Annotated in this window: 24 protein-coding genes and 1 pseudogene; all 25 read right to left on the reverse strand. The window is 46.9% G+C overall.

Annotated features, from left to right (window positions below; genetic code table 11):
* Positions 1–26 precede the first annotated feature (26 nt).
* The 25 genes and pseudogenes from HMPREF9469_RS05415 to HMPREF9469_RS34030 all read right to left on the reverse strand — a co-directional run bounded on the left by HMPREF9469_RS05415 (position 27) and on the right by HMPREF9469_RS34030 (position 22,723).
* The gene (locus HMPREF9469_RS05415) at positions 27–1,028 is read right to left on the reverse strand and encodes an NADH:flavin oxidoreductase (protein ID WP_007859959.1); all 1,002 of its coding nucleotides are present in this window, start codon (positions 1,026–1,028) and stop codon (positions 27–29) included.
* Entirely contained in the window at positions 1,003–2,031 is a 1,029-nt protein-coding gene (locus HMPREF9469_RS05420) for a Gfo/Idh/MocA family protein (protein ID WP_007859961.1), read from the reverse strand. Before HMPREF9469_RS05420 ends, HMPREF9469_RS05415 begins: the two co-directional genes overlap by 26 nt.
* Complete coding sequence (locus tag HMPREF9469_RS05425; protein ID WP_007859962.1) at positions 2,028–2,966, reverse strand: ROK family protein; 939 nt, start codon at positions 2,964–2,966, stop codon at positions 2,028–2,030. Before HMPREF9469_RS05425 ends, HMPREF9469_RS05420 begins: the two co-directional genes overlap by 4 nt.
* 32 nt (positions 2,967–2,998) lie before the next feature.
* The gene (locus HMPREF9469_RS05430; RefSeq protein ID WP_007859964.1) at positions 2,999–3,451 is read right to left on the reverse strand and encodes a VOC family protein; all 453 of its coding nucleotides are present in this window, start codon (positions 3,449–3,451) and stop codon (positions 2,999–3,001) included.
* Between the two features lie 14 nt (positions 3,452–3,465).
* The gene (locus HMPREF9469_RS05435; protein WP_007859965.1) at positions 3,466–4,566 is read right to left on the reverse strand and encodes a Gfo/Idh/MocA family protein; all 1,101 of its coding nucleotides are present in this window, start codon (positions 4,564–4,566) and stop codon (positions 3,466–3,468) included.
* A 39-nt stretch (positions 4,567–4,605) separates the two neighbouring features.
* Complete coding sequence (locus HMPREF9469_RS05440) at positions 4,606–5,571, reverse strand: ABC transporter permease (RefSeq protein WP_007859966.1); 966 nt, start codon at positions 5,569–5,571, stop codon at positions 4,606–4,608.
* Positions 5,572–5,638: 67 nt separating this feature from the next.
* Entirely contained in the window at positions 5,639–6,823 is a 1,185-nt protein-coding gene (locus HMPREF9469_RS05445) for a sugar ABC transporter substrate-binding protein (RefSeq protein WP_007859967.1), read from the reverse strand.
* Between the two features lie 67 nt (positions 6,824–6,890).
* Complete coding sequence (locus HMPREF9469_RS05450) at positions 6,891–7,829, reverse strand: ABC transporter permease (RefSeq protein ID WP_007859969.1); 939 nt, start codon at positions 7,827–7,829, stop codon at positions 6,891–6,893.
* Positions 7,826–9,337: a sugar ABC transporter ATP-binding protein gene (locus HMPREF9469_RS05455; RefSeq protein WP_007859971.1), complete on the reverse strand. Its 1,512-nt coding sequence runs from the start codon at positions 9,335–9,337 to the stop codon at positions 7,826–7,828. Before HMPREF9469_RS05455 ends, HMPREF9469_RS05450 begins: the two co-directional genes overlap by 4 nt.
* 3 nt (positions 9,338–9,340) lie before the next feature.
* Positions 9,341–10,087 carry an SDR family NAD(P)-dependent oxidoreductase gene (locus HMPREF9469_RS05460; RefSeq protein ID WP_007859973.1) on the reverse strand — a complete coding sequence of 249 codons (747 nt, stop codon included), beginning with the start codon at positions 10,085–10,087 and terminating at the stop codon, positions 9,341–9,343.
* Positions 10,088–10,113: 26 nt separating this feature from the next.
* A complete protein-coding gene (locus tag HMPREF9469_RS05465; protein WP_007859975.1) occupies positions 10,114–10,614 on the reverse strand; it encodes a VOC family protein in 501 nt (166 codons plus the stop codon).
* Positions 10,615–10,703: 89 nt separating this feature from the next.
* Positions 10,704–11,891, reverse strand: a complete 1,188-nt coding sequence (locus HMPREF9469_RS05470) for a Gfo/Idh/MocA family protein (RefSeq protein ID WP_007859977.1) — start codon at positions 11,889–11,891, stop codon at positions 10,704–10,706.
* 113 nt (positions 11,892–12,004) lie between these two features.
* Positions 12,005–12,652, reverse strand: coding sequence for a TetR/AcrR family transcriptional regulator (locus tag HMPREF9469_RS05475; protein ID WP_007859979.1), 648 nt, complete (start codon positions 12,650–12,652; stop codon positions 12,005–12,007).
* Between the two features lie 22 nt (positions 12,653–12,674).
* Positions 12,675–13,415, reverse strand: coding sequence for an SDR family NAD(P)-dependent oxidoreductase (locus tag HMPREF9469_RS05480; protein ID WP_007859981.1), 741 nt, complete (start codon positions 13,413–13,415; stop codon positions 12,675–12,677).
* A 5-nt stretch (positions 13,416–13,420) separates the two neighbouring features.
* On the reverse strand, positions 13,421–14,452 hold the full coding sequence (locus HMPREF9469_RS05485; RefSeq protein ID WP_007859983.1) for a nuclear transport factor 2 family protein: 1,032 nt from the start codon (positions 14,450–14,452) through the stop codon (positions 13,421–13,423).
* A 464-nt stretch (positions 14,453–14,916) separates the two neighbouring features.
* Positions 14,917–15,763, reverse strand: a pseudogene (locus tag HMPREF9469_RS05490) (aldo/keto reductase).
* A 389-nt stretch (positions 15,764–16,152) separates the two neighbouring features.
* Positions 16,153–16,362: a hypothetical protein gene (locus tag HMPREF9469_RS05500; RefSeq protein WP_007859986.1), complete on the reverse strand. Its 210-nt coding sequence runs from the start codon at positions 16,360–16,362 to the stop codon at positions 16,153–16,155.
* A gap of 397 nt (positions 16,363–16,759) precedes the next feature.
* On the reverse strand, positions 16,760–17,284 hold the full coding sequence (locus HMPREF9469_RS05505) for a hypothetical protein (protein ID WP_007859987.1): 525 nt from the start codon (positions 17,282–17,284) through the stop codon (positions 16,760–16,762).
* A gap of 80 nt (positions 17,285–17,364) precedes the next feature.
* The gene (locus HMPREF9469_RS33320; protein ID WP_264470452.1) at positions 17,365–17,493 is read right to left on the reverse strand and encodes a hypothetical protein; all 129 of its coding nucleotides are present in this window, start codon (positions 17,491–17,493) and stop codon (positions 17,365–17,367) included.
* Positions 17,494–17,560: 67 nt separating this feature from the next.
* Positions 17,561–18,487, reverse strand: coding sequence for a hypothetical protein (locus HMPREF9469_RS05510; RefSeq protein ID WP_007859988.1), 927 nt, complete (start codon positions 18,485–18,487; stop codon positions 17,561–17,563).
* Positions 18,488–18,545: 58 nt separating this feature from the next.
* Positions 18,546–19,928, reverse strand: a complete 1,383-nt coding sequence (locus HMPREF9469_RS05515; RefSeq protein WP_007859989.1) for an MATE family efflux transporter — start codon at positions 19,926–19,928, stop codon at positions 18,546–18,548.
* A 40-nt stretch (positions 19,929–19,968) separates the two neighbouring features.
* The gene (locus HMPREF9469_RS05520) at positions 19,969–20,343 is read right to left on the reverse strand and encodes a hypothetical protein (RefSeq protein WP_007859990.1); all 375 of its coding nucleotides are present in this window, start codon (positions 20,341–20,343) and stop codon (positions 19,969–19,971) included.
* A gap of 5 nt (positions 20,344–20,348) precedes the next feature.
* The gene (locus tag HMPREF9469_RS05525; RefSeq protein ID WP_007859992.1) at positions 20,349–21,422 is read right to left on the reverse strand and encodes a HAMP domain-containing sensor histidine kinase; all 1,074 of its coding nucleotides are present in this window, start codon (positions 21,420–21,422) and stop codon (positions 20,349–20,351) included.
* Entirely contained in the window at positions 21,419–22,090 is a 672-nt protein-coding gene (locus HMPREF9469_RS05530) for a response regulator transcription factor (protein WP_007859994.1), read from the reverse strand. The genes HMPREF9469_RS05525 and HMPREF9469_RS05530 overlap by 4 nt, the downstream gene beginning before the upstream one ends.
* Before the next feature lie 168 nt (positions 22,091–22,258).
* The gene (locus HMPREF9469_RS34030) at positions 22,259–22,723 is read right to left on the reverse strand and encodes an HD domain-containing protein (RefSeq protein ID WP_007859996.1); all 465 of its coding nucleotides are present in this window, start codon (positions 22,721–22,723) and stop codon (positions 22,259–22,261) included.
* Positions 22,724–22,854: the final 131 nt, after the last annotated feature.

The raw sequence follows: 22,854 nt of genomic DNA on the forward strand, positions 1-22,854 counted from the left end.
TTCGGTTAGCGTTGTTTTGATTGAAGTTATTGGGTTGAAGTTAAAAATCGTTCTGGAAGACTGGAATCATTTAAAATAGCCCTTCCAATTCCGATGAGATCTGCTTTCTCTGCCAAGAGCAGCTGTTCTGCCCAGGCCTTTTCAGTAATCCCTCCGGTCAAAAGTACCGGTATGGAACTTTCCTTTTTTATGCATTCCGAAAGTTCCGCAAACCATCCGGGTTCTTTGTGGCCCGGCCGCATATAATCACACATTCCGCCTGATACGCTGATCAGATCCGCTCCGGCAATCTGTAAAATCTTACCGGCGGTTGCCGCCTCTTCTTTAATTGCCCCGCCCTCCATATAATCGCAGGCTCCCAGCCTGACAGAGATCAGAAAATCATCTCCCACCGCTTTTCTGATCCCCTCAATGATCCTGACATGAATGCGGGTCCTTCCAGCCAGATTGGTTCCCGCATAATCTCCCACTCTCTTATTGGTACACGGGGAATAGAACTGGTCCAGAAGATATCCATGGGCAGAATGTAGTTCAACTCCGTCATACCCTGCCTTTTTTGCCCGTACCGCTGCATCCGTAAAACAGGCAACAACCCTGTCTATCTCTGCCTGGTCCATTTCTTTCGGCAGTTCCTCCTGCCCCTGCCTTCCCGGTATCTTGACTGCGCTTGCGCTGATGGGATCCATTCCGGTAATGGAGCGTCTGGCTTTGCTTCCCCCATGGCTGATCTGCAGGATCACCGGTACGGAGTTTTTATGTATGACATCCGCTATTTTGCTGAGGCCTTGGATGCAGTCATCCCATGCTGCGCAAAGCTGGGCTTTCCCTTCCCGCCCTTCCGGGCTCACATAACAATGTTCTGTAATAACCATTCCCAGATATCCTCCTCTGGACTTTTCATCATAATAGTCACATAATGCCTGGGATACCCTGTTATTGTCCGCTTTTCCCGTTTCCATGGGCGCCATGACAAGGCGCGATGACAAATTAATCGGTCCTATTTTAATCGGCTGTTTTAAAATATCCATTTTCTACTCCCGCCCTTCTTGATTCACCGGGATAAACCACTCCCCAGCTTTGCCGGAGAGCGTCCATCACCTTCATATAAGTTACGGATTCCGCCAGCGGCATACGGCTGCTCTCCTTTTTCCCTTGGTCAATGCAGTTCATCACTTCACAGAGTTCAAACTGATATCCCAGGCCTTCAAAAGGCATACTGACGCATTGCTTTTTTCCGCTCTCATAATGTTCCATCTCAAATCCGGAGGCCGCAAAAAAGGACGGTACCCGGATGCACCCTTTTGACCCGTAGATCATACTGCACCACGGGGATGCGGTATCCGCCCCGCAGATAAAAGATGCCATCTGCCCCTGGGAAAATCTAAGAACTACACTGTCCCGCACATCCACCCCGTTTTTCAGGTTTGCATATCCGAAATACTCCCTTGGACACTCCCCGTATATATATCCTGCAAAAGAAAGGGGATAGATTCCTCCGTCTAACAGGGTTCCTCCCCCTGCTTTCGGATCATACAGGTGGTATCCCGGGTCATAGGGATGATCATAGGAAAAATCTGAAACAACCTGATGGACCTCCCCTATCACTCCCTGGTCAACCCACTCTTTTATCTTTATGACGGCCGGCATAAAACGCGTCCACATGGCTTCCATCAGAAAAACGCCCTGCTTTTCGGCACATACCTTCATCTCTTCAGCTGCCTTTGCGTTCAGTGCAAAGGGCTTTTCACACAACACATTTTTCCCATGTTCCATTGCCAGTCTGGCATGATCCAAATGAAACGCATTGGGGGTTGTTATATAAATTATGTCTACGTCCGGATCATTTACCAATGCTTCATAATTCTCATAGGCTCTTGGAATTTTCCACTTTCCAGCAAATGCGCCGGCTTTGCCCGGAGTGTTTGACCCAACTGCAAGAACCCTGGCCCCTTCTGCCTTGGCAAAACTAGGCAACACTTTGTCTGCAATAAAGCCAGGCCCCATAATTCCCCAATTATATGTTTTTTTCAAGCCTGCAGTACCCCCTTTCCCCTAACGGACCATTCCCCTGCAGCAGATCTGTCCATGTTCTGGAATGCGAAATATGCACCTAACAAATTCGCATTATTATAAAACCTGCATGCTTCGATCCGGGGCAAAGGAACGACTCCATGGAAAAGCCCATTTATCTTTTTTGCCTCTTCCCTGATCAGCTGAATGTAATCCTGTTCCGCGCTGATGCCGCCGCCAAAGGCGATCACTTCCGGGTCAAAGATGCACTGTAAGTTATGGGCCAGAAGAGCCGCATCCCTTGCCGCTGCCCGTACCGCCTGATCCGCCCTTGGGTCCCCCTTTACAAGCCTGTCAAATATATCCTCACACCGCAGTGCCTCATCGCCGTATGTGCGGACGATCTGGGCCGGAATGCTTCTGCACCCCCACATATTGCTCTGGACATCCCAACTGTCATCCCTCACCCCGTCATCATGGTAGATCGCGTATGACATTTCCCCTGCAAAAAGATTTTTTCCCCGCAGGATCTTTTTATCTACAATGACCGTTCCTCCCACAGCAGTGCCAAGGGTTAAGATAATACCGTTTTTTGCGTGTTTTAAAACACCTGCATACAGCTCCGCGGTCGCAGCAGCCTTGGCATCATTTTCAATGGAAACCGGTAAACCATCACAGAGTTCACTGATCGTTTCCGCCATTGGAATATCCCGTATATAGTCCAGGGATCCGCCTGTATACATGAACCCTCTTTCCGTGTCTATGATTCCCGGGATGCTCACCGCAATGCCGGATATCCCCTGGTATCTGTCATAAATTTTCCTGATCTCCCTGAGGAAACTGTTCAGATCGTTCCGCGGAGTGACAGCACTGCTTACCTTTTTGATGTCCAATTCGTCATCCAACACGGTATGCTTCAGGAAAGAGCCTCCCACATCAATGCATAAAATTCCCATTTATTCTCTCCATCCCTAACAGATTCCCGGTATTAAAAATCAAAGAAGTTCTGATTATCCATCTCATAGAGACCAATCAACTCTCCGTTAGCCCCTTTGATCCGGCAGGAACGGTAAACATGCCCCGGAAACAGCTGGCCGTTCACTGCAACTGCCTCAAACCTGTCATCTTCTATACCCTTATGTTTTAGTTCGTCTATTGCCCGGTCCAGGTCGCTGACACTGATTCCCAGGTGGTTGAAGGCTCCTGCCACCCCATTCTCCACACATGCTTGATTGGCGCATTGCATGATTTCCAGATATAGGCCATTCAGTTCTATGAGGGCCCACTGCATCGGGTAGTATCCGCTTGTATCACCCTCATGTTCTTCCACTGTTTCCTTTATGATCTGAAAGGGCAGCTGCTCTGTATAAAAGTGCATTGTGTTCTTATAATCATCTGTAAACAGCCCTATATGGGCTAGTCCTCTAAATATTTGTCCCATGCCGTTCCCCTCTGTCAGATGGTGGTGGACAGGGTGATCCTGTTCCCTGTTACCGCCGCTTTTTCTATTGCTTCCAACACTTCAATTACATGGCGTGAATGTTCCGGCGAAAGCCTTGGGCCATGATTATGTTCAATGGCCTCGATCAAATCAGTGATCACCTGCGCCTGAAAATACTCCTCCTGCGGCTGCTCTGTAATAGGTTGCGGATCGATCCATCCCCGCAGCCCTATTTCCGGTTTGTCCACATATACATGCACAGGGGCAGTCCCTGCATAGCCAATGCCTCCGTCCACCGCAATGGTTCCCCTGTCACCATACACCTCAATCCCGGCACATGGATGTACATTTGCCTTTTCTATAAACCCGGTATTTACCATCCCAAGGGTTCCGTTCCCAAAATCAAGTGAGATCAGATAATTGTCAGGAAGCTCATTGCTGTCAAACTGCCGCCCGTCCAAAGCCCCTGAGCGGATGGTACGTTTGGGCTCAGAGACAGTCGCCATGCAGGACAGGCTCTTAACCGGTCCGATCAGGGCGACCACCTGGTCGATCCCGTGAACGCCCAGATCCGTAAGGGCACCCGCCCCTTTTTTATAAAACCAGGAAGGATCCGTGTCCCTGTATTGATAATATTCAGGGCCGCCATGGGTCACATCCATTTTGATCAGGGAGGGATGTCCGATCATTCCCTCTCCGATCAGCTTTTTAGCCAGTCGTATTTCCGGACGGTTTCGATGCACAGGCGCGGTGGAAAGCACCACATGACGCCTTTTTGCCAGTTCAATCTGCCGGGTCGCAGCTTCAACATCCGGCGCAAAGGGCTTTTGTGAATACAGGTGTTTCCCGGCATCCAGAATCTTCATGTTCACTTCATGGCGTCCGATGATCGATGAAATACTCATGCAGATCTCTGCCTCTGATCTTGCCAGAAATTCGTCAATATCGTCATAATATTCCTCAATTCCGAATTTTTCTGCAATCTGCTTTGCACGCATTCCATTGCTGTCACACACTGCAACGATCCTGGCATTTTTAATTTTTTCCATCTGGGGAATATAGACGGTTTCCGCAATATTCCCGCAGCCCACAACACCAATTTTCCAAATTTTCATATCAATCTCCTAAGCATTAAGTTTTACCATTGCCTCCTGTCAGGCTGTTACCCTGCCCTTTTGCAGCTGAAGCTTATTGTTATGATCCGCCCGTGTGGATATGCACATAAACACCAGTACGATCATGGAAATGATGACCTGCGTAAAGGTACTCTTGATGCCCAGGAGAATGATCAGCAGCTTCACCATCTGAAGGGTTACACTTCCGAAATAGATGCCAATAAACTGATTGGTGGCCGCTCCAAGGGCCTGGCCGATAAATACACACATCATTGCATCAAAGCAAGTGCCCATTGTACTCATGGGAGAGGATGATGCCTTCCACACCCCGGTTCTTGCAAGTGTCGCAAATGCATAGAGCCCGGCAAATGTGCTTGCAATCACAAGAACCCTGAATTTCACCTTATATATGTCGATCCCTTCCTGGGCTGCGATCGCAGCACCGTTGCCCACTGCACGGACATGGTAACCAAACGGTCTTGCATAGAATAAAAATATGGAAAAAGCAAGCGCCGCTGCCCCAAAGCCAAGCATAGGAAGAGCCTCTGTCAGTGCAACATACTCCCCCGTAATAAACACACCAGCTCCGTTAAAAATAATTGCCGAAAGACTTTCCATGAGATAAACCATGCCAAGGGAGATGATCAGAGTAGGGATTTTAAGCAGGTAATACAATGTCCCTGTGATGCACCCGCAGAGAAGGCCCACCCCTGTACAGAGCACAAGCATCCCCACCGGACCCAGCCCCAGCATGGATGCAATGTTTCCTCCTACGATCGCCGAGATCATCGCAGCCGCACCCACTGAAAAATCCCAATTTCCTATTTTCATATTAAAACTGACTCCCCATGCCAGGATTGCCGCAGGCACGGACTGGTAGATCATATTCTGCAGCGTGCGCATGCCTATATTCTCCGGGAATACCAGTTTCATCACAACCATCAAAATCACCGGCAGGGACATAGTTTTTAGTGCTGCAATTATATTTTTTGCAACCTTATTCATACCAAACTCCTTTTTATATCCGAAGCAGCGGTTCGCCTGCTGCTCCGGTTGCTGATCATTGGAGCGCTTACTGCGCATAAGCCGCCTGTTTCTGAATCCACTCCATGGAATAAGCATCCATCATTTCCTGAAGGGACTGGGCATCTAAACTTTGGTTATTGGATCTCACTAAGGTATTCAGATAATCAGCCGTATAAATGTCGCCTACACGGGATAAGTCTGAGCCGAAATACGTCTCAAATGTCTTACACTCCTCTGCGCTTGTGAGGAAAATGTATTTCTGCCTGCAAGAAATATAGGAATCGGACAGCGGTGTTCCTGCAACTGCATTGTAACACATTGCCAGACTGTAGAGCGCGTCCGGAGCCATGCCTCCGCAGGCCACAGCCAGCGTGCCATTGTTAAAGGCTTCTTCCATCCCTGTAAAAAAGTCTCTTGTCACCAGTTTAACATTTGTACTTGTAAGAAGCTGTACGGTAGCCTCCGCCATTCCCTGTGAACCGGAACCTGAAAGGATCATATCCATGTTTGGATAGGCATCCAGAAAATTCTCAATATTGGAAATCGTCACATTGGCATCACCTGTATCGGAGATCGTGTATTCAGCCAGTTTATTTATGCCATATGCTTCCATACCGTCATTAAAGCCCGCAGTGACCTGTTTCTCATAGGGAACCGTGGGAGAGTTGTACCCGACCCCTGCATTTGTGCACCCTGCATCTGCTGCAATCTTTACCATTTCCTTTGCCGCATCATAGTCAGCTTCAAATGTCATTCCCACAAAATAGGGATTTGATGTGACCTGCCGGCGGATACTCTCATCAATAATATCCCTAAAGCAGAGCGAAAAGTACACGCCCGCCTTTTCACACATCTCAGAAGTCTTTTGCGTAACAGTATCAGCCAGCGGAATGATCACGATCCCATCCACGCCTCCCGAAATCAGATTCTGCACCGAGTTGAGCTGTGTATCATTGTCAAGGCCGCCAATCTCCCATTTCACATTTAATCCCCATGTTTTGGCAGCTTCATTTACCAACGCATAAACCACGGAACCCAAGGCATCTGTCTTGCTGTAAAATACAACGCCTATGGTCTTATCTCCCCCATTGTTCATGTCCTCTGTATCTTCTGCCTTTTGCGTATCTGCATCCACCGGCTGCCCGGTTGTGCCGGCTGCGCCGGAACACCCTCCAAGCATAAGAACTGCCGCCATGGAAAGTGCAAGTATGATCAATAATGCTTTCTTCATCCCTGTTCTCCTTTTAATTTGATTGTCAGATGGCTTTACGTTTTTTTCACAATCCCTTTATCTGCCATCAGATAGCGATCGCACTGCTGTTTCTGTCATAAGTAAAATATACAAACAGAATAAACACCGCTCCCTTTACAATATTTACCAGATCCGGATTTACTCCCCAGATGGACAGTCCGTTACTCAGCATATAGAAGGAAAATGCCCCAAGTAAAACACTGTAAAGTCTCAGTCTGGTGCCCCCTGACAAGGGGATTCCTCCAAGCACCACTGCGATCAGGGTATTGGTCTCCAGGTTCTGCCCGCAGGTAGAAGATACACCGCCGGAACGGATCAAGGTAAGGAACGCACATACTCCAATGCACAGCCCGCTCATAACAAATGCATATGTCTTGTATCTTTCCACCGGTACACCGCTGAGCAATGCGGCCTCTCCATTGGAACCAATGGCCTTGTTGTATTGCCCGATTTTTGTGTGTTCCATCAGAATATACCCGGCAGTAAACACAAGCATGACCACCAGCGCATAGAACCATGCCGTATTCAATTTAAAAAAAGATGCCGGGGCATTCATGATAATGACTGCCGAAAGTGTCTGGGTCAGACCCTTGCCGAGAATCATAACGCACATCCCCACCACAAAAGCCGGCACATGCATCTGTGTATGTACAAATGCGCTGACAAGACTTAAAGCAACGCCCGTGACCATCCCAACCGGAAGAACTAAAAACGGCGAAATCCTTCCTGCCAAAGCTGCTGCCATGCAGCTGATAGCTGTTGCGCCTCCCAGAGAAAAGTCAAGGTTGCCATGGGCCATTACAAAGGCAGCCCCAACACTTGCCACGATCACAAGTGCAGCCTGTATGACCAATGTCTCAATGTTGGAAAGTGTCAGGAACCTTCCTCCCGTGGTCAGGCTGAACAGCAAAAATATAATGATGAACCCCATAAAAGGGACTGCTGATCTTATATCAAATTTCTTTATCTCTCTTTTTTTATTCATATCATCACCTTGATAATCTTATTCTCTGTAAGCCCCTCCGAGCGGCTGTACTCACCGGATACCCGCCCGTCTTTCATGATCAGGACCCGGTCAGCCATTCCCAAGACCTCCGGCATCTCCTCGGAGATCATGATCATGGATTTTCCGCTGTCTTTTAATTCTGTCATCAGATCATAAATTGCAGCCTTGACCCCAATATCAATTCCCCGGGTAGGGCAGTCCATGATAAAGATGTTGGAATTATTGGCGATCCACTTTGCAACCACCACCTTCTGCTTGTTTCCTCCTGAGAGTTCTTTGGTCAGCTGTGTCACTCCGCTCATTTTCACGGAAAGCTTTTGCGCCATTTCCTCTGCCAGCCGCCTTGCCTTCTTTTTTCTGATCAGTCCATGTACCTTCAGATTGTCCAGGGATGGAAGGACAATATTATCTTCAATACTGGCCCCCAGGAACATGGACTCCCTGTCCCTGTCTTTGGGCATATAACCGATACCGTTCTCAATGGCTTTAGCAGTATTGTCAACGACAACCCTTTTATCAGGAAGTACCACTTCCCCCCGGTCCAGTTTCATACCTCCAAACAGACCTTTGGCCAGATCATGCATTCCGCAGTCCGTCAGCCCGCAGATGCCAAGGATCTCACCTTCGTAAAGCTGAAAGCTGATGTCCCTGAATTTTTCGCCGTAGGATATATGTTTTGCCTCCAGGACCACCCGGTCTCCATGGCTTTCCTCCCGGGCCTCACGGTAATAATGATCCGTCAGGTCCCGCCCTATCATCAGTGTTCTCATCTTGTCAACATGGATGTCTTCTCCCCTCAGTGTATCCACATACTGTCCGTCCCGCAGAATCGTCACACTGTCACACAAAAGCACCAGTTCGTCCAGATCATGGGAGATAAAGATAACCCCTCTTCCCTCTTTGCTGCTGTTGCGTATGATCTCATAAATCTGATCCCTTCCCTTCTGGGACAGCGCGGTGGTGGTCTCATCCACGATCAGAAGATCGGGATTCGTGCCTAAAGCAGTAGCCACTTCGATCAGTTTCCGTTCCTCAAAGGAATATGCCTCCACCAGATCTCCTGCTTTGATATCCGTGATCCCCATATCCCCAAGAGTTCTCTGGGCCTGGGCAGTCATGGCTTTCACGTTGACCATGCCCGCCTTGCCAAAGGAAGCCTCTTTTCCCAAAAACATATTTTCAGCAACAGTCAATCCGTTTATGGTACCGGATTCCTGCACCAGGATGCTGATCCCCTTATTTCTGGAATCCAACAGCGATGACGGTTTATGTATTTCATCCTTGTACCACATCTGACCGGAGTCCGGCTTATTAACTCCGGTTATCATAGAAACCAAGGTGGATTTACCGGATCCGTTTTCCCCTATAAGGCCCCGAACTTCCCCTCTTTTCACTTCAAGATCAACATTTACCAGGGCCTTTGTGGAACCGAAGGTTTTACTGATACCTTCAACTTTTACTAATATTTCTGGATTATTATCTTTCATGGATCACCATACTCCTTTGAATGAACAAAAACCGTCCTCTGCCATAACTGTGGTCCCGTTGATCGCAGACGCTTCGTCAAGTGAAAGCAAATGGAATACCCCTGCGATTTCGTCCGGCTCCTCCACTCTGTGCTTCATATGAAGGGTACTTGCCTCTTCCTCTATAGAAGGGTCCATAAGCCTTGTCCTGACCGTTGCCGGTGCCACTGCCACGCATCGGATCCCATCGGGTGCCAGTTCTTTTGCAAAGACTTTTGTAATAAGATTCACGCCTGCCTTTGCCCCATGATATCCCACACTGACATTGGATGCCAGAAAACCACAGATGGAACTGGTGTTTAAAATCACTCCCTTCCCCCTTTCCTTCATATATCTTCCCGCATAGACCGACATATAGATTGTTCCCATCAGATCCACCTGAATGACATGATTGACCTTTTGCAGGTCCGCCTCCAACGGTGTTTTCAATTCTCCTACAATGCCGGCAATATTGCAAAGAACATCCACTGCCCCATAGGTCCCTACCGTCTGGTCAACCACATCCTTACAGCTTTTCTCATCCGCTACATCCAATCTAAAATAAGTAACTTCTCCCAGCGGTTTCAGTTCATCCATGGCGCGCCCCACGGTCTCTTCCTCATCAATACTGGCGACAACAACTTTATTTCCATGTTTCAGGAATATTTTCGCGGTTTCCAGCCCGATTCCGCTTGTACCGCCTGTGATCAATACACATCTGTCTTCTTTCATTCCGCCTTCTCCATCTGCCCCTTACCTTACTCTGCTTCTCTGATCTTGTCCCAATCCTCGCCTTCATCTGCTTCCAGCAGTTCTACAATGGTCTTAATCTCAGAGCGGACATCCATATACGCATACTGTCCGTCTTTTGGTGAATCAGGCCAGGTGCCATATTGTATCAATCCTGCATTGCTTCTCCCTTCCATGTCTTTTATCGCCTCTTTGATATCATTTGTCTTAAAGGCAAGGTGGTGAAGCCCCTCACCGTCCCTCTCCAAACATTCTTTCCAAACCGAATCCCCTTCTCCATAGGGTGATACCAGTTCGATCTGGATATTATCCAAGTTAAACAGTGCCTGATAGCAGCGCCCGTAACAGGGTTTTCCCCAAAGTTCCTGCCTTGTAACTTCATAAGATTCCGTGACGCCTATATAATCCGCTTTCACTCCCAAAAACCGTTCAAATGCAGCTGCGCTTTTTTCCAGATCCCTTACAAGAATTCCAATCTGCCTCACCTGTTTTGTTCTTACCTTTGCCATCTTTATCCTCCTTTAATGTCCTCCTGATCAGCCAGGAAACGTCCTTACATATCTTCTTATTCCACCAGGAAATGTCTTTGCATATCTTCTTATTCCACCAGGGAACGCTCTGCATCTGCCCGCATCCCACCGCCAAAGGTTTTGGAGTAATAACCGGCCTTTAACGGTTCAAATACAAATTCCGTGGTCATCCCATAAACCTTGCCGTCCCTGGATGACTGATCCATCCCCAAAAGTATTTCCAGGGTGTGAAGTGCAAATTCCTTACTGCACCTGTTCCCCCTTCCCATACGTATGGCCCAGGCCATTTCCGCCGCTCCTACGCCGCGATGTCCATATGTGCGCTCAAAGTCAGTGGGATCATCCAAAACCGGGCTTCCATCATATCCATGTGTAAACGGCAGTTCACACGGTTCCCCTATCTCCCGGATCAGCTTTACCTCCCCGGAAAACGTATTGGGATCTCCCAGCTGCAAGATTCCCTCTGTCCCGTAAATGCGGATCATAGGCATTTCCTTATTAATGCTCAATCCATTCAGATGCAGCATCCCCAGAACCCCATTTCTGAACTTCAGTGCTCCTGTCATAAGATTGCTGCCTTCCAATTGCCAGCTCTCCCTGTTATCCATAAAAAGAAGCTCCTTTTCATGCAGGGGTGCCGGAGCTGAAAATCCGGCAACACTCTCAACCGGGCCCAGCAGGCTCAGCAGGGCCGCCACATAATATACGCCCACATCCATGGGAAATGCTCCTCCTGGCCCATTCTGAATAAACCGGAATGTCTCTGAAAGCAGAGGCTGGTTTCTGTTAATGCTTGCCAAACAGGAGGTCACCGTTCCAATAAGACCTGCATCTATGGCCTTTCTCGCTGTTTGAAGTCCTGCCCCTAAAACCGTATCCGGCGCAGCTCCCAGATAAAGCCCCTTTTTATCAGCCAGATCCACAAGTTCTCTTCCTTCATCCAAAGTAACCGCAATGGTCTTTTCCGTAAAAACATGCTTGCCCGCTTTTAACATCTCTTTGATCACACTGTAATGTGCACTGGGTCCCGTCAGGTTTACAACCAGTTCAATTTCATCGGAAGCCGCCAGTTCCTCCATGGTCATCACCTTGGGAACAGCGTAAATCTCTGCCTTTTCCGCTGCGCTTTCTGATCTGACATCACAAACAGCAGTCAGGTCAATGATGTGGAACAGGTTCTTCAGATTCCGGATATAAATATTGCTGATCATTCCACAGCCGATCACGGCTGTTTTTACAGGTTTTATATGATCCATATGTTTCACCTTTCTTTATCTATATATGTCCCAATTTTACTGCTTTTATGATACACATGTCCCGTTTAAGGCAAAAAAAATCCCTTGCTTAAGAATGTTTTCATCTCTTAAGTCTATTCCCGCTCCGGCTTTAATGCTGCCAGCAGAAGTTCCGTCTGCAGGTCCAGCATTTCCCGTCCATAGCCCAGTTCATTCCTGTAAACGCTTTCTCTGGGAAGGATCCGCTGAGCCATGGCAATACATGCGTTGATCAATGTATATAGTGTCAGTTCCGAATCCTTTAACGGGCGGATGCTTCCATCTTCGATCCCAATCCGGATGCTGTTTAACATCTCTTCCCTTCCCCTGGTGGACATGATTTCCTTTTCAAATTGTACAGCCTCTTTTGTAACCGGAATGAATCGTGGGAAAAAGTAATCGAAATCACGCATGAAAATGATTTCATCCACATTATTCATCATAAATGCCACCTGTGCCTTCAGCTGCCACACAAGCGCCTCATATCCATTCCTGAAGGTCATTCTCGGGGGAATGATCGCTGCTTCCATGATCCTCATAACAGACTCGCTTGTCAGACTGAATAAAATTGCTTCCTTTGAAGAAAAATGCCGATATAAAGTACTCCGGCTGCACCCCAGTTCCTTGCAGATATCATTCATCTCAATATTCACGATCCCGCTTTGTCCAAACAGCCTTCTGGCAATGGTCAGTATTTTTTCATCTGTCTCTTTAAATTTATCTGTTACGCTTCCATTTTTCATATCATCACTCTTCATTCCAAATTTAGTAGATTCCTTTAAAAGCAGTGTATCCGTCATCCATCATCAAAACCGATCCATTCACCGCAGACGCCTCCTCAGTAGTCATAAGGTAAATGGCATCCGCCGCCTCTTGGTCCCGGAGCAGGCGCTGTTTCATATGCAGTCTGCATCCTTTCCTCTCCCATTCCGGGGAATTCATCCCTGCCTTAACGCCTCCCGGCGCAATGGCGATACACCTGACGCCAAAGGGCGATACCGCTCTAGCCAATACCTTGGTCGCCATATCCACCGCGCTTTTTGAGCAGTGGTATCCGTAATCATCCGCCGTGACCATGGTTCCGCTAATGGAGCTGATATTGATGATCGTTCCTGATCCCTGTTCCTTCATATGGCCGGCCACAATAGTGGCCATACGGACTGTTCCCATTAAATTGATCTCCATGGTCCTCTTAAAATCTCTGAAATCCGTATCCAGCGGAAGGCTTGGTTTCCCCCTCACACCGGCTGCGTTGACAAGAACATCCACTCTTTTATATCTATTTATAACATTATTTACCAGATGGATGCAACTCTTTTCATCTGCCACATCCAGATAATGGTACTCCGCCTCTCCTATTGTCTTTAATTCCGACATGGCCCGCTGGACAATCTCCCGTGAATCCAGGCTTGCCGCAATTACTATTGCCTGTTCCTGAAGGAATCTCTTTGCAGACGCCAGCCCGATCCCTCTGGTGCCGCCCGTGATCATAACCACTTTTTTCATATTATTTACTTGAATTCCCCCTCTATGAACGGACCGTATTCATAGAAGAATTTATTGAATCTCCATGCTCCGTTTTCCCTGCGGGCCTGAATGCGCCAGCGTGATCCCACAATGTCCAGTTTTTCTGTTTCCTTTGAAATAGTATAGGGAGGATTGATCATGGTATTATCCATATGATACATGACAATGTCAGCTGTATCCCCATGGACATCAATGGATTTTACTCTCCCCATATGCAGGCAGCGCCTGGAACCGGATTTGTTGATCTTTAGTACATTTGTGATCCCCCGTTTATCATGAATGCCAAGAGGCGGAAGATAAGCGACAACATCATCAGTCCATACATCCTGAAAGAAACCAAAGCTGTCCGTGTCAATGGCAAAGCAATACTTAAAGAAAAGCTCCTCGATCTGTTCTTCATCCGTACCCACGTTATCCCTGTTCCGGATCACATTCCACGGGGCATCGTACTCTGCACAGATCGCATTTAATCTTGTCCCAAAATAAAATCCGTTCTTATCAATGATCGGAGCCCAGTTTTCCACAAAGGACAGATCCCCCGTCCCCTTTACCGTGATAAAGGATCCGCTCTCATCCCTTGTAAGAATGTTTGCGTCATCTGTGAGAAGATCAAAGCGGATGCTCTGCATCTGCCAGCCCTTCTCCGTCTTGATCCAGCTGTTGGCAAACAAGCCGTTAAAACAATAGTGTGCATACTCAGCACCGGAGCTGTCGGACATCAAGGCGGCCATACCCGCTGACTGCTGCGCCCTGTTCCCCTCAATGAGGCAAACGTAGTTGTTGATCAAAAATCTGGAGTAGGTTGTCTTTCTCGTCCTAACCTTCAGATTATTTTTCAGAAGATCCCGGCTGCAGGACTCACCAAACATACTGAAATTAGCATATGTATCAACCGCAACCACATCATCCATTCCATCCACATTGTTGGTTTCCCATGCCTTGATAAATTTTGAAAATGCCTCCTTGATCTCTGTATAATCGCTTTTTTTCTCCACTGCCTTCTTTACCTCGCTCATTATATCCTCCTCTTTTTCATTGAACCTTTGTGGGACATGTGTCTCATTTGTATTTTTATCATACATCCTGTTTTATCTGCTGTCAATTATAACTATTACACAATTATTTTTGTATATATTTCATATATAACTTTATGTATATCAGCATTTTTACGTTTTATTTTGATTCTATTTTTTACATAAATAAAACACGTGTCCCTTTTTATGCTATGTGTTTTGTTTCACCCGTGTTCATTGGGATCATATAGGCGGGCACAGTATTTTAAACAAATCTTAGTTCAGAGACAGAAGCAGGCTGGTTGTCGGGTAATTTCCAAAGGATTTTATGATCGAGGAAAATTAAAGAAGGGAAACAGCATGTTTAACTTTGAAGATTTTCAGATCCATATTCATGCACAGCACACAAAACGATCTTCCGGGCTTTCTCTTACGCTAAAGCCCGGAACACCGCATGATTCAAGCTTTTATACAATCTTCTGATCACAGGATATCAGTCTTTTAACCGCCTCGTCAATGATCCCCATCTCATCCGCAGTGAGCTCCCAATCAAAGGTAGAGCAGTTCTCCCATGCCTGCTGCGGGTCCCTGACTCCGCAGATTGCCGTGGACACATAGCTCTTTTGGGTGCTCCAGTTAATGGCGATCTGCGCCAGCGGTTTCTGCCGGGCCAGGGCAATCTGGTCCAGAACCGTTAAGAGTTCCATGATCCTGGAAAACTTTGGATCCCTGAAATAGTCGTAAAATGTATATCTAAAGTCATTTTCCTCCCAGTCAGGCAGCTCACGGACAGCTCCTGTAAGAATCCCGGCTCCCAGGGAACCATAGGTCATGGTGCCGATCCCCTGTTCCTCACACCACATGAGCAGATTCTTCTGGCTCTCCTCCACCATGCTGTACGGGGGCTGGAGAAAATCGATCCAGACCACCTTTGGGGCCGCTTCTATATAGATATCTATATGATCTGTCTTGAGACGCCTTAAGGAATCATCACACTCCCTGATGGCATTTTCATAGGAGCCGTTGTTGATGATCGCCCCGTTCTCATCATTGCTGATGCTGAATTTTGTTGCAAGAAACACCTTGTCACGGTAGCCGTCCTCCAGGGCTTTTCCCACCACCTCCTCGGAGTGTCCGTTGCCGTAAACAGGGGCCGTATCCACCAGATTCACACCTTCATCGATCATAGCCCGTATGGCTTTGATGGAATCCTTCTTATTCACATCCCCCCCACTTTTGCCCTCCGATCGCCCAGGTTCCCACTGCCAGTGCCGACAGATCGATCCCCGCATTTTTTATATGTTTATATCTCATAGTCCTTTCTCTCCTTTCCCCTGTCTCATTCCTGCAGTGTCTCTCCAATATCCCTGATCGCCTGGTGGAATTCCTTTGACTCCGTTACGATACAGATGGGCTTTCTGAAATCAACCGCATACATTTTTACGCCATACGCCAACGGTAATGAGCAGAACAACGAGTCCAATTACTCCGGATATCACACCCTTACTAGCCATTCCCCATTCAGGGAGCAGGCACATACACATTCCCAGTGCAAAAAACACTGCGCCAATGGTTCCGAGAATCAATGCAACAAAATCACTTTTTTCATCCTTCTTTCCCTCCAATTATGTATCTGATTAAGAGTTACTCCTGTAAAAAATACTTCAAATCCGAATTTCAGAGCCTTTTTCCGTATGCTCCTCTTACCTCTGGGATTTCCTTTCTGTCTGCTCCGCTGCCAGCCGCTTTTTGGCATCTTCCACGGATTCTCCCTCTTTGGTCAAAAACTGGTCCACGAACCCGGACTCAATCTTCTTATAACCGCCGACAACTGTTTCTTCAATTTTCTTGTAGCCGCCGACAACCTCCTCTGCAATCTTTTGATTTGCTTTTACCAATTTACTCTTTGCCATACGTTTTCTCCTTCTTTCCTAATGCGATATAAAAATGCTTTATTTGATGTTTATATTGTACCTTTGGTTTGTTTGTGTTTTACTTGAATTATGTTTGAAAAATATTAAAAAATATACTGACAGCGCGCCGCATACGTCAGAACTGATAAAGAAAAAGAAAATCGACCGCTTTCCGATACAATGTATCAAGAAACAGATCAGGACGCAGATGGCTCCGTAGATAGGCACCCAAGGCCCGTGCACCCCCCTCGGAATCCAAGTATTACCTGTATCACAGACCGCCGTGGTGTGTACCGTCCAGTACACCGCCACCTGCCGCATTGATAAGAAACTGTTTCTTTTTCTCCATGTAAACTCCTTCTAAGTACAAACTGCCGTTTATATATTGCAGAATCCCCTACACAACGTGATATCTGACCTGAGCCAGATACGGACTTTTCTCCAGTTCCAACCGGAAATGATTGGGCAGATACAGGGCAGCCGGTTTTTTGAGCGCGATTTCATCCGAACTCTTCAACAAATCAGCCACAAACTGGGAACAAAAGTAATGGTTTTTCCAACATAAAGGAATATGCAGAAGGCAGAAGAACAGTCCCAGCCGTGTATATTCCAGGCTTTCGGTATGCTCTTTAAAAAACTGCAGCCGCTTCTGAATCCGTTCATAGGCCGCCAGGGAAACCGTAAGCTCATAGCACATACTTTTTGAAACGCCCCGCCGTCTGTGCTTTTCAATCGTCTCCACACAAAATCCCTTGTAATTGAAGCTATAATAACAGTTGTCATCTTCCTCCTCTAAGGATATGGAAGCATGAGTATAGCCTCTGCCTCCAACATAATATAGAAACGAAGAAATACAATCAGAATATTTTGTCAATAAAACCCGAATTGTTTTGGTCTGAGTATCCGCCTGCTGCTTCACCATACAAAACCTCCTTTGAAACCTGATAAGGAAAGTTTAGCATACCAGTATTAGGGATTTGTCTGGTTTTTGTTTGAAAAAAATTAACTGTTCAGGACGGCCCATCTTCTTGACCGGAAAAGCAGGTCAAGAAGCATCGGATGTCCATCCGATGGGAAAATGGATGCAAAAACGGTCTTATAAGCAAGCTTAACGCCCACTTTTGCACCCATTTTCCCGCCGTCCTGAACTGTTTGAAAAAAGTTAATAAAAAAAGAGCCTTGAATCTACCAAAGCTCCTCATTCAACTTCCAGCTGCAGCCTCTTTGTCTGCCTGCCTGCAGAAACTATCATATAAATTCCAACAAAGGATACGATAGCGCAGACCGCCGTACCTGAAATTCCGTTCATCATCTTAGGCTCCAGCTCTCCCTCGCCAAAAGACACCAGCATCGCTGTCTGTAAGGATAACATGGACACCAGCGCGTCCACATAGCCGATATTACGGACAGCCACCAGAAGCGGCGATTTTAATCGTTTGGCCTTTACCATATGAATGACCGACATGATGATTTTATAAAAGGTGTAAGCCCCAACTGCCAGGACCAGGGTTCCCGGATAGCTTTTTCCGCCCTCGTTATGCACCAGCAGAACCACTGCTCCGTCTAACACAACCGAATTCATGAGCAATAACATTCCAATATTCCGGTATATTCTAATCTCCCGCAATTTTAAGGTTCTGTCAATCTGTCGGTCAGATACCTTCCAACCGTACCGCACCAGACCAAACCGCATCACGCTCAAAACCAGATAATAAGCGGCGAGGGTTCCAAGCCATGCCGACTGCCGGAACCAGCCATAGATGCCATTGCTCACCGCATAAAAAATATTAACCAGAAAAGAAAAAGATGTAAACAGAACGGTACGGTACTGATAATCCTGATGAATCCGATCCGCCAGAGCATACCTTGCTCTCAAATCCCTGACCGTCTTTTTTATTCCAACCGTCAGATCATAACACAGATAATAGCTGGAAAATAATAACCCACAGGCGGCCGCCACATAGACCGCTATATCCACTGCATCTCCCAGGCGGCTCTCCATTGTCTCCATAAGCGAAACGATACTACAAAGCACCGTAACGCAGTACAGCAGCAATCGGAATCCTACCGCAAGTTTCGGCGGTTTAAACTTTTTCTTACCGTTTTTTGCCAAATTTGATTTCAAATTCCGCCCCCCCCCTACAGATATTTGCGGCTGCACTGTTTTCATCGCACCGTTACTTTTACACAGCCGCTTCCGCCTTTTGTCCCCGCCTGTAAAGCATCGCGATAAACAACACACCAAGTACATCCGTAATTGCCTGGGCTCCATAGATTGCCAGAACACTGTAAACCGGTTTTACCACTGCTGGAAGGATTAAAAGGAACGGCACATACAGACATTTAGTGAATGCCGATACAATAAGAGACTGTTTTTTCATTCCCCTGGCAATAAAAGACTGGATCAGTGTAGACTGCACTCCGGCAAATATCATGCCTAAGACATAGACCCGGATCAGATTCTTAGAAACCTCAATGACATCTTTGCTCCCGGTAAACATCTGGGAAAAGGTTCCCGGCGCCACCATCATAAACAGCCACAAAACCGCGGCATAAGCGGTCGTAATAACGATAGAGCACACAACCGCCTGATGGACCCGCTCTTTCTTTCCCGCCCCGTAATTATAGCTGATAACCGGCTGCAGGCCCTGGCAGAACCCGTTGATTGGCTGCCGGATAAAGGATGAAGTCGCCGTGACAATCGTTCCCACGGAAATGGCAAGGGTCGCGCCGTCCACCGCATATCCGGCCAGCGCTGCTGCACCATATTTTTTGAGGGAGAAATTCAGTAGAATATTGACGATACTTTCCGCCCCCGTTGTGATAAAGTTGGAAATACCCAGCGTCACAATACTTCCAAGCGTCTTTCTATCCGGAATAAGATTGGATTTTCTGATCCGGATCAGTGAATGGGAAGAGGACAGATACCCAATCACCCAGACTGCCGATACCACCTGTCCGATCACCGTTGCCCAGGCAGCACCCGCCACTCCCATATTAAGGCCGAGTATAAAAACAGCGTCCAGCACAATATTGATTACCGCGCCTATGATGACGGAAATCATGCCGACCATCGTTTTCCCCTGGGTATTGATAAAAATATTCATGCCGGTTATCAGCATGGAACACGGAATTCCAAGACAGATAATGCGCACATAAGGAAGCGCATAGGGAAGATTCGTTCCGGTAGCGCCAAATAAAGGCAGGATCTGTTCCCCAAAGAAAAACAGGCAAAGGCTAAACAACACCCCGGAGACCAGCAGGGGAAGAAAACAGCAGCCAAGATACCGCTCCGCCTTTTTTCTGTCCCCCGCACCGAGGGCAATGGCCGCCTGGGGAGCTCCGCCCCCTCCAAACAACAGGCTTACTGCCATAAATATAATATTGATGGGAAGATAGATTCCGACTCCTCCCAGAGCCACCGCCCCGATCTCCGGGATTCTTCCCACGAAAATCCGGTCAACAATATTATAAAGCATACTGACAAGCTGTGCGACTACCATGGGAACTGCGGTCCGCACCACCAGTTTTCTGATGTTACCCTGTGATAAATCCATTCCTTTCATGTTTGCGCCCCCTCAATTCTCACCGTCTTACAAGCGTATGTCACTTCATCAGCTCATTGGTAAGTTCCATCACCTTGGGTGCTAATTTTTCCCGCTCTTTCTTTGTAATGTTCACATACAGGGGATAGGTTATGCCAATTCCCGCAAGCCCTAATACTCCGATTACGATGCCTGGAATGAACAAACGATCCGCCCATACCATGGTGCAGCACATACCGATTCCAAAAACAAGTGCGCTGATAATTCCTACAATCAAGGAAACCACCGTCCCCTTTTTTGTGGCGCTCTCATCCAGTTTCCGCAGCTGCTCCATCTTATTTTCTTCAGGCGGAAGATATTTCTGACGGATATTTTTAATTTCCTCCTGCTCTCCCGCAGAATAGGTATAGGTAAATTTCTTATCTTTTTCTTCCATAATGATCAAACCTCCTGAACTTTTTTAAGCCGCACCGTAAAGGTACTTCCCTTTTCTAATTCGCTCTCTACGGCAATATCGCCTCCGACAATATCCACCACCCGTTTTACAAGCGCAAGCCCCAGGCCATTTCCCTGTGTGGCATGGGAACTGTCTCCCTGATAAAATTTTTCAAAGATATGTTTTCCCACATCATTTCCGATTCCACAACCAGTGTCCGAGATCCGGATAACCGCCGCTTCGCCCTCTGTCTTTAAACAGACCGTAATCTGTCCGCCGGGCGGTGTGAATTTTATGGCATTGGAAAGGAGATTATTCCAGACCAGGCTTAACAGCTCGGCGTCCGATTTTACCCTTACCCGTTCCTCTAAATCCACTTCCACCTCCAGATTTTTCCGTTCCAGCGCTTCATCCAGATTCAGGATACAATCCGACAGCTGGGTGTCCAAATCAAATTCCTCTGCAACCGGAAATATCTGCTGGTTCTCCAGCTTATTTAACTTTAAAATATTCGTGATAAGTCCGGTTAGTCTGCGGCAGGCATCGACAATCGCGCTCGCGTATTCTTTCTTTTGTTCCTCAGAAAGAGCTTCCGTCTGTAATAGAGAGGCATAGTTCTGAATGATTGACAGCGGCGTCTTCAGCTCATGGGAAACATTAGAGATAAAATCCGTCCGCAGTGTTTCCACACTGGATAACTCCTCCGCAATCCTGTTGAAATTCTCAATCAGCACATCCAGCTGATTTTCGCTGTCATACCCGTGGGGAAGAGGGATTCTCACGGAAAAGTCCCCCTCGATCAACGTCTGTGAAGCGTCCAGAATCCGTTTCATAGGATACTCCACCGTTATCTTATGGTAAATACCGTCCAGGACCGTGATAATCAGGCTGATCAACAGGACATTCATTGCGGTCAGTTTACCGCTTTTTTCTACACTGCCGTAATCCACTTCCAGGTGGCTCAAAAAAAGCATCAGGCAGCATGTAATGGCAAACGCAATCAAGATAAAATAAAAGATATAAGACCTGATAGAAAACAGACTTCTTTTATATCTCAGTTTCTCACGCTTCTCATTCATAGCAGCACCGCCTTATACCCCAGTCCGCGAACCGTTTTAAGAACAAATCCATCGCAGCCGGAAAACTTTTTCCGGATACCCGTGATATAGACGTCAACCGCCCGCAATCCGATGTCGCTGTCCATCCCCCAGAATTCGTCCATCAGCTGCCCCCTGGAAAACGTTTTGTTAGGATAGGAAAGCAGTTTATAGAGAATGTTAAACTCTCTCGTAGTCATCGCAATCTCTGTCTCGTCCACAACGGCCGTCACCGCGTCTGCGTCCAGTACCAGGTTGCCAATGGTCAGTTTCCGTTCCATTTCAATGTTGGCCCGGCGTAAGAGAGCCCGCACACGCAGCAGCAGCTCCTCAACCTCAATGGGTTTTACCATGTAATCATCAATCCCAAACTGGAATCCCTTCTGCTTGGAAGGTAAGTCATCCTTTGCCGACATGAACAGAATGGGGATTGTCTTATTGACCTTCCGGATGGATTTGGCAAACTCAAACCCGTCAATCTCCGGCATCATAATATCTGAAATAATCAAATCATAAAGATTATTATACATCTCATCATACGCATCCCTGGCATTTAAGCATCCCTTTGCCGAAAAACCGCTGTTATTCAAATACGAACACACGAACTGATTTAATTCCGAATCATCCTCCACAATTAAGATATGGACCATAATGTCTCTCCTTCCGTCATATGAGCACGGTATCGCTTCCACATAGAGTATACCATGGTCACTAAGCTCGTGGAAGACCTCGCTAAGTGTCCAGGCATGCATTCTCACTAGGCTCGTTAATACCTCGCCAAGTGTTCATAGTATACCACACCAATTGTTTGAGAATTATTAAAAATGCTTTCCCAATACGGGTTCGATCAACCGCATCCCTCTCTTCATTTCCTGATAAGTACAAAACTTATCTGCAAGATTCACCAGAATGGCCTCCTTTGATTTCGGGAGCTCCGAAAATGGCAAAGGCCACATATGGCTTTTTATAATATTTTCTGTTTTTCTATCCAATCTGAAATGCTCCCTGGCGTTTTTAACGGCAATTTTCGGATGTATGATGCCATGCTGATAATCCCCCAGTCCCATTTTCTTTATATCATATAAATAATAGTCATGCAGCATAGCCCCCATAACCAGGATCTTCAAATCAATATTCCATTGCCACCGTTCTGCAAGAAAAAAACTGTACACCGCAACATTATGGCTGTGCCAAAAACAGTTGTTCCTTCCATGCTGCGGATATTTTTTCATCTCCCGGAGGTTTGGATTTTCCTCCATCCGTTTCAATAATTCCAGAAACATTTCTTTCCTTTTTATTTCCAGAGCCGCCACCACCCTTATAGCACTTTTAACTCATCTTCCTGATGTCTGTCCCAGCACACTTTTATACAATAAATAATCAGACCAATCATAGAGACACACGCCGTTGCTTT

The sequence above is a fragment of the [Clostridium] citroniae WAL-17108 genome (assembly GCF_000233455.1).
Lineage (GTDB): Bacteria > Bacillota > Clostridia > Lachnospirales > Lachnospiraceae > Enterocloster > Enterocloster citroniae.